Genomic DNA, 7,244 nt, shown 5'->3' with positions numbered 1-7,244 from the left:
CGCGGCGCTGACCGGCGACGACGCGGCCCTCGACCAGTTCACGCTCACGGTGGGCCGGCCGGTGGGGCCGATGCTCGCGCAGACCGCGACCGGCGTGGCCGATGCCCTCGACCGGCTCGGCGGCGAGGCGGTGCTCGAAGCCAAGCTCGACGGCGCCCGGGTGCAGATCCACCGCGACGGCGACGACGTGTCGATCTACACCCGCAGCCTCGACGACGTCACCGAGCGGCTGCCCGAGGTGGTGACGGCCGCCCGGGCGCTGCCGGTTCGAACGCTGATCGCCGACGGCGAGGCGATCGCCCTGCGACCCGACGGGCGGCCGGACCGCTTCCAGGTGACGGCGTCGCGGTTCGGGCGCCGCGGCGGTCGCGATGCCGAGGGCCAGCCGCTGTCGGTCTTCTTCTTCGACCTGCTGCACGTCGACGGTGACGACCTGCTGGACCTGCCGACCGCCGAGCGGCTGGCCCGGCTCGACGTGCTGGTGCCCGCCGCGCAGCGCGTCGACCGGCTGTACACGACCGACTCCGCGGCGGCGCAGCGGTTCCTCGACGCGACGCTGGCGGCGGGGCACGAGGGTGTGATGGCGAAATCGCCGACGGCGCCGTACGAGGCGGGCAGGCGCGGCGCGGGCTGGCTCAAGGTCAAGCCGGTGCACACCCTGGATCTGGTGGTGCTCGCCGTGGAGTGGGGTTCGGGACGGCGCACCGGCAAGCTCTCCAACATCCATCTCGGCGCCCGCGATCCGGCCACCGGCGGATTCGTCATGCTGGGCAAGACATTCAAGGGCATGACCGATGCGATGCTCGACTGGCAGACCGCGCGCTTCCTCGACCTGGCGGACGGACCGACCGACGGCTACGTGGTCAGGGTGCGGCCCGAACAGGTGGTCGAGATCGCGTTCGACGGGGTGCAGGGGTCGAGCCGCTACCCCGGCGGGATGGCGTTGCGCTTCGCGCGGGTGTTGCGCTACCGGGACGACAAGGCTCCGGCCGAGGCCGACACCGTCGACACGGTCCGCGCGTTCTACGAGCGCTGACGAGCCGACCGAACGAATCCACCCAATCGGCCGGGCACCGGTGGAAAGATCGGCCCATGGCTTCAACCCCCGCGCCCGCGGCTCCTTTTGCGGAGCAGACGACCGACGGCCACATCACCTACGTCCGGACGGATAAGGACCTACCGCCGGTGGCGGTCGTCGACCGCTCCCCCATCACCGCCAAGCACCGCATCATCTTCGGCGTCATCGCCGTGATCGGGGCGGTCGCCTGGGCGGTCATCGCCTTCTTCCGGGGTGAGACGGTCAACGCCGTCTGGTTCGTCATCGCCGCGATCTGCACCTACGTCATCGGTTTCCGGTTCTACGCCCGGCTGATCGAGATGAAGATCGTCAAGCCCAAGGACGAGAACGCCACGCCTGCAGAGGTTTTCGAGAACGGCACCGACTACATGCCGACCGACCGGCGGGTGCTGTTCGGGCACCACTTCGCCGCGATCGCCGGCGCGGGCCCGCTGGTGGGGCCGGTGCTGGCGATGCAGATGGGCTACCTGCCGGGCACCATCTGGATCATCATCGGCGCCGTCTTCGCCGGCTGTGTGCAGGACTATCTGGTGCTGTCGATCTCGGTGCGTCGCCGGGGCCGCTCGCTGGGCCAGATGGCCCGTGACGAACTCGGCACCGTGGGCGGCGTCGCCGCGATCGTCGGCGTGCTGGTCATCATGGTCATCCTGCTGGCGGTGCTGGCGCTGGTGGTGGTCGGCGCGCTGGCGGAGAGCCCCTGGGGCGTGTTCTCCATCGCGATGACGATCCCGATCGCGCTGTTCATGGGTGTCTATCTGCGGTATCTGCGACCCGGCCGGGTTTCGGAGGTGTCGCTGATCGGCGTCGCGCTGCTGCTGCTTGCGGTGGCGTCCGGCGGCTGGGTGGCCGAGACCTCATGGGGCACCGACTGGTTCACGCTGTCGAAGGTGACGCTGTCGTGGTGCATCATCACCTACGGGCTGGCCGCATCGGTGCTGCCGGTCTGGCTGCTGCTGGCCCCGCGCGACTACCTCTCGACGTTCATGAAGGTCGGCACCATCGTCCTGCTGGCGATCGGCATCCTGCTGGCGCGCCCGATCATGGAGGCCCCAGCGATCTCGTCGTTCGCCGCCAGCGGCACCGGGCCCGTGTTCGCCGGGTCACTGTTCCCGTTCCTGTTCATCACGATCGCCTGCGGCGCGCTGTCGGGGTTCCACTCGCTGATCTCCTCCGGCACCACACCGAAGCTGCTGGAGAAGGAAAGCCAGATGCGCCTGATCGGCTACGGCGGCATGCTGACCGAGTCGTTCGTCGCGATCATGGCACTGATCACCGCGGCGATCCTCAACCAGCACCTGTACTTCGCGATGAACGCGCCTGCGGCGTCCACCGGTGGCACCGCCCAGACCGCGGCGGACTACGTCAACAGCCTCGGACTGTCGGACGCTCCCATCACCGGCGCCGAACTCGACGCCGCCGCCAAGGGCGTCGGCGAGGAGTCGATCGTGTCGCGCACCGGTGGCGCGCCGACGCTGGCGTTCGGCATGTCCGAAGTGCTCCAGGTTTTCGGCGGCGAGAGCCTCAAGGCGTTCTGGTACCACTTCGCGATCATGTTCGAGGCGCTGTTCATCCTCACCACGGTCGACGCGGGCACCCGGGTGGCGCGGTTCATGTTGTCGGACGCGCTGGGCAATCTCGGCGGGCCGCTGAAGAGGCTGCAGAATCCGAGTTGGCGTGTCGGAGCATGGATCTGCAGCATCATCGTCGTCGCCGCGTGGGGCAGCATCCTGCTGATGGGCGTCACCGATCCGCTCGGCGGCATCAACACCCTGTTCCCGCTGTTCGGCATCGCCAACCAGTTGCTCGCCGCCATCGCGCTGACGGTGGTCACCGTGGTGGTCATCAAGCGCGGGCTGCTGAAATGGGCGTGGATACCCGGTGTTCCGCTGCTGTGGGACCTGGTGGTGACCATGACGGCGTCCTGGCAGAAGATCTTCTCCGGTGATCCGAAGGTGGGGTACTGGACACAGCACTTCCAGTACCGCGAGGCCAAGGAGGCGGGCAAGACGGCGTTCAATGCGGCGAAGGACGCGGGTCAGCTCGACGCCGTCATCCGCAACACGTTCATCCAGGGCACCCTGTCGATCGTTTTCGCGGTGCTGGTGGTCATCGTGTTCGCCGCGGGCGTGGTGATGGCGCTGCGTGCCGTCAGGGGCACCGGCAGCCCGCTGACGGAGGACGACCCGGTGCCGTCGCGACTGTTCGCCCCGTCGGGCATGGTTGCGACCAAGGCCGAGAAGGAGGTGGCCAAGCAATGGGACGAGCTGCCAGAAGATCTGCAGAAGTTGCGCGTCAGATCCGTTGGTACTGCGCCACACTGATGGGCGACAACCACTACCGGCGGTACGTCGAACACCGCAGGCGGCTCCACCCGGGCGAGCCGGTGCCCTCGGAACGGGAGTACTGGCGCTTGCGGCACGCCGCCGCGGATGCGAATCCGGGCGCCCGCTGCTGCTGACAGGCGCTAAACTGTAAGCCGTACGGTAAGGCCACCTAGTCAAAGGAGCGTCCTGTGAACAAGGACGACATGATCCTGATCAGCGTCGACGACCACATCGTGGAACCGCCGGACATGTTCGCCAACCATCTGCCGAAGAAGTACGCCGACGAGGCGCCGCGACTGGTGCACAACGCCGATGGCTCGGACACCTGGCAGTTCCGCGACATCGTCATCCCCAACGTCGCCCTCAATGCGGTCGCGGGCAGGCCGAAGGAGGAGTACGGCCTCGAACCGCAGGGCCTCGACGAGATCCGGCCGGGCTGCTGGCAGGTCGACGAACGCGTCAAGGACATGAACGCCGGCGGCATCCTCGGCTCGATCTGCTTCCCGTCGTTCCCGGGATTCGCCGGCCGGCTGTTCGCCACCGAGGACTCCGAGTTCTCGCTGGCACTGGTGCAGGCCTACAACGACTGGCACATCGACGAGTGGTGCGGCGCCTACCCGGCGCGCTTCATCCCGATGGCGATCCCGGTGATCTGGGACGCCGAACTGTGCGCCCAGGAGGTGCGCCGCGTCAGCGAGAAGGGTGTGCACGCACTGACCTTCACCGAGAACCCCGCCGCGATGGGCTACCCCAGCTTCCACAACGAGTACTGGAACCCGCTGTGGAAAGCGCTGTGCGACACCGACACGGTGCTCAACGTGCACATCGGCTCGTCGGGCAAACTGGCCATCACCGCGCCCGACGCGCCGATGGACGTGATGATCACCCTGCAGCCGATGAACATCGTGCAGGCCGCCGCCGACCTGCTGTGGTCACGGCCGGTCAAGGAGTACCCCGACCTGAAGATCGCGCTGTCCGAGGGCGGAACCGGGTGGATCCCCTACTTCCTCGAACGGGTGGACCGCACCTACGAGATGCACTCCACCTGGACCAAGCAGGACTTCGGCGGCAAGGTACCCAGCGAGGTGTTCCGCGACCACTTCCTCACCTGCTTCATCAGCGACCCCGTCGGCGTGCAACTCCGCCACCGGATCGGCATCGACAACATCTGCTGGGAGGCCGACTATCCGCACAGCGACTCCATGTGGCCAGGTGCCCCGGAGGAACTGTGGGAGGTGCTCACCGAGCACAGCGTGTCCGACGGCGACATCAACAAGATGACCCACGAGAACGCGATGCGCTGGTACTCCTTCGACCCGTTCGCCCACATCCCGCGCGAACAGGCCACCGTCGGGGCGCTGCGCAGGGCGGCCGAGGGCCACGACGTGTCGATCCAGGCGCTGAGCCATCACGAGAAGGGCAGTCGCGCAGACGCTCTGCACGCGGCGGCGCGCGGCAACTCCGGCGAGTAGGGCGCGGGCTCAGCGCAGCGTGTACCGGATCGGCAGGTGCTTGAGGCCGCCGACGAACACCGTCGCGACGTGCTGGGCCTTCCCCGCCGGTTCGATCGACTCGAGCCGCGGGATCAGCTGGGAGAAGAAGCTGTTGACCTCCATTCGGGCCAGCGCGGCGCCCAGGCAGAAGTGCACGCCATAGCCGAAGGCGACGTGCTTGTTCGGGTCGCGCCCGACGTCGAAGCGGAACGGGTCGGCGAAGGCGTCCTCGTCGCGGTTGGCCGACGGGTAGGACAGCAGCAGTGACTCCCCCGCCGCGATCGGCACGCCGCGCACCTGCGTGTCCTCCTGCGCGGTCCGCATGAAGGCCTTCACCGGCGTGACCCAGCGGATCATCTCCTCGGTGGCCGTCGGCATCAGGCCGGGATCGGCCCGCAACCGGTCGCACTGCTCGGGATTCTCCAGCAGGGCCAGCATGCCGCCCGAGATGGTGGCGCTGGTGGTGTCGTGGCCGGCGGCGGCGATGATCGCGTAGTAGGACACGGTGTCGATGTCGGACAGCGGTTCACCGTCGATGCGGGCGTTGGCGATCGCCGAAGCGAGGTCGTCGGTCGGGTGCTCGCGGCGCGCGGCGGTGAGTGCGGTGAAGTACTGGAACATCTCCAGCAGTGCCGACATCTGCTCCTGCTGGTCGGCGCCGCGCTTGAACTCGTCGTCGTCGCTGCCGAACAGTTCCTGGGTGAGCTTGAGCATCAGCGGGAAGTCTGACTCCGGCACCCCGAGCAGCGACATGATCACGTACAGCGGGTAGTTCACCGCCACCTGCTGCACGAAGTCGCATTCGGAGCCGATGGCGGCCATCTTGTCCACATAGGTCTTCGCCAGTTCGTCGACCCGGATCTTCAGCGCGCGCATGGCTTTCGGCCGGAACCAGTCGGCGCCGATCGCCCGCACCACCCGGTGCCGGGGATCGTCCATGTGGATCAGGGTGCTGACCCCGACGCCGGCCTGCAGTTCGTCGGACTCCGCGGTCATCAGCACCGGCCGCGGTGCGTTGGTGAAGACGGTGTTGGCGCGCTCGACGGCCATCACGTCGGCGTGTTTGGTGATCGCCCAGAACGGCCGGTAGCCCGGCACGTCGACCCACGACACCGGCGCGTTCGCCCGCAGATGGGCAAGCGCGGCATGGAGTGTCGACTCGTCGGTGTAGGACTTCGGGTCGGCGAAGACCCTGGCGGCCTCGTCCATGATCGGTGTGCTCATCGGGCTCCTTCGTGACGCAGTTCCTCGAGTACGGCGGCGACGGTGTCGTCCGGCACCGTCGACGGGAAGCCCGGCAGCACACGGTCGATCGCCCCCGAACACCGGCGCCGAAGCGCCTCCGCGACCTCCTCGAGCGGCGCCACCACGGCGAACGCGCCGAGCACGTCGTCGTCGATCAGCGCGGCCATTGCGTCCCACTCGCCCTGTTTGGACAGCCGGTGCAGGTCGGTCTGCAGCTCACCCCAGCCGTGCAGATCGAGCACATTTCGGTACGCCGGCGTGGAGGCGTAGAAGGCGATCTGCTTGCGGGTGGCGGCGGCCGCGGCGGCGAAGCCCTCCTCGGTCTCTCCGGTCACGACGAACACCGGGCACGAGACCGCGACATCGGCGCGGGTGCGCCCGGCCGTGGCGAGCCCACGCTCCAGGGCGGGCAGCGTGACGTCGTCGAGGTAGCGCTTGGTGGTGAACGCATGCGCCAGCAGGCCGTCGGCCACCTCTCCGCACATCTCGGTCATCGCCTCGCCGACCGCGGCGACGAACACCGGTGGCGTGCCGTGCGGATGCGGCTCAGGGGTGAACATCGGCGTCATCAGCCGGTGGGTGTAGAACTCGCCGTCGAACGCCAGCCGGGTGCCGTCGTGCCAGCAGGCCCAGATCGCCCGCAACGCCTGCACGAACTCCCGCATGCGGGCCACCGGCCGGCTCCACGGCATGCTGAACCGCTTCTCGATGTGCGGTCTGATCTGCGTGCCGAGCCCGAGGATGAACCGACCGCGGGAGTATGCCTGCAGATCCCACGCCACGTTGGCGACGGTCATCGGGCTGCGCGCGAAGGCCACCGCGATGCTGGTGCCGATCTGCAGCCGCGAGGTGTGTTCGGCGGCGAGCAGCAGTGGCAGGAACGGGTCGTGGGAGATCTCACCGGTCCAGCACCCGTCGAAGCCCTGCCGCTCCAACCCCTCGGCGACTCCCCGGACCCGCGTCAGGTCGCTGGGGATGCCCCGGTCGATCGCGAGACGGCCGATCGGGGGGCCGGCAGCACCGCCTCCACCCATACCCGCAGAAGCTACAGTAAGCAATTCAGTATGGTCAACGTGACCACGCCGGTGCGACGATGCCCTTTCG

At 68.3% G+C, this 7,244-nt stretch carries 6 protein-coding genes; 4 read left to right on the top strand and 2 right to left on the bottom strand.

All coding sequences use genetic code 11. The annotated features are described in order from the left end of the window. From Q2100_RS12665 to Q2100_RS12650, 4 genes are all read left to right on the top strand, one after another. Nucleotides 1–1,036, top strand: a 1,036-nt coding sequence (locus Q2100_RS12665) for an ATP-dependent DNA ligase (protein WP_302914335.1), incomplete at its 5' end; no start/stop codon positions are given. 56 nt (nt 1,037–1,092) lie between these two features. After that, complete coding sequence (locus Q2100_RS12660) at nt 1,093–3,399, top strand: carbon starvation CstA family protein (protein WP_302914334.1); 2,307 nt, start codon at nt 1,093–1,095, stop codon at nt 3,397–3,399. Further along, on the top strand, nt 3,333–3,536 hold the full coding sequence (locus tag Q2100_RS12655; RefSeq protein WP_264012043.1) for a YbdD/YjiX family protein: 204 nt from the start codon (nt 3,333–3,335) through the stop codon (nt 3,534–3,536). The genes Q2100_RS12660 and Q2100_RS12655 overlap by 67 nt, the downstream gene beginning before the upstream one ends. Before the next feature lie 54 nt (nt 3,537–3,590). Beyond that, nucleotides 3,591–4,874 carry an amidohydrolase family protein gene (locus tag Q2100_RS12650; protein WP_302914333.1) on the top strand — a complete coding sequence of 428 codons (1,284 nt, stop codon included), beginning with the start codon at nt 3,591–3,593 and terminating at the stop codon, nt 4,872–4,874. Nucleotides 4,875–4,883: 9 nt separating this feature from the next. On the opposite strand, the gene Q2100_RS12645 is transcribed toward Q2100_RS12650, so the two are convergent. Together Q2100_RS12645 and Q2100_RS12640 are read right to left on the bottom strand one after the other, a co-directional pair. Then, on the bottom strand, nt 4,884–6,119 hold the full coding sequence (locus tag Q2100_RS12645) for a cytochrome P450 (RefSeq protein ID WP_302914332.1): 1,236 nt from the start codon (nt 6,117–6,119) through the stop codon (nt 4,884–4,886). Further along, the gene (locus Q2100_RS12640) at nt 6,116–7,174 is read right to left on the bottom strand and encodes an LLM class F420-dependent oxidoreductase (RefSeq protein WP_302914331.1); all 1,059 of its coding nucleotides are present in this window, start codon (nt 7,172–7,174) and stop codon (nt 6,116–6,118) included. The genes Q2100_RS12645 and Q2100_RS12640 overlap by 4 nt, the downstream gene beginning before the upstream one ends. Nucleotides 7,175–7,244: the final 70 nt, after the last annotated feature.

Source organism: Mycolicibacterium arseniciresistens (assembly GCF_030519285.1).
In the GTDB taxonomy this organism is placed as follows: Bacteria; Actinomycetota; Actinomycetes; order Mycobacteriales; family Mycobacteriaceae; genus Mycobacterium; species Mycobacterium arseniciresistens.
The sequence above is the reverse complement of the archived record's forward strand: the minus strand, read 5'-3'. Positions and strand labels throughout refer to the sequence as shown.

Coding starts and splice junctions, on each gene's coding strand:
- Q2100_RS12660 (WP_302914334.1), top strand. CDS start 1,093: ATGGCTTCAACCCCCGCGCCCGCGGCTCCTTTTGCGGAGCAGACGACC.
- Q2100_RS12655 (WP_264012043.1), top strand. CDS start 3,333: ATGGGACGAGCTGCCAGAAGATCTGCAGAAGTTGCGCGTCAGATCCGT.
- Q2100_RS12645 (WP_302914332.1), bottom strand. CDS start 6,119: ATGAGCACACCGATCATGGACGAGGCCGCCAGGGTCTTCGCCGACCCG.
- Q2100_RS12640 (WP_302914331.1), bottom strand. CDS start 7,174: ATGGGTGGAGGCGGTGCTGCCGGCCCCCCGATCGGCCGTCTCGCGATC.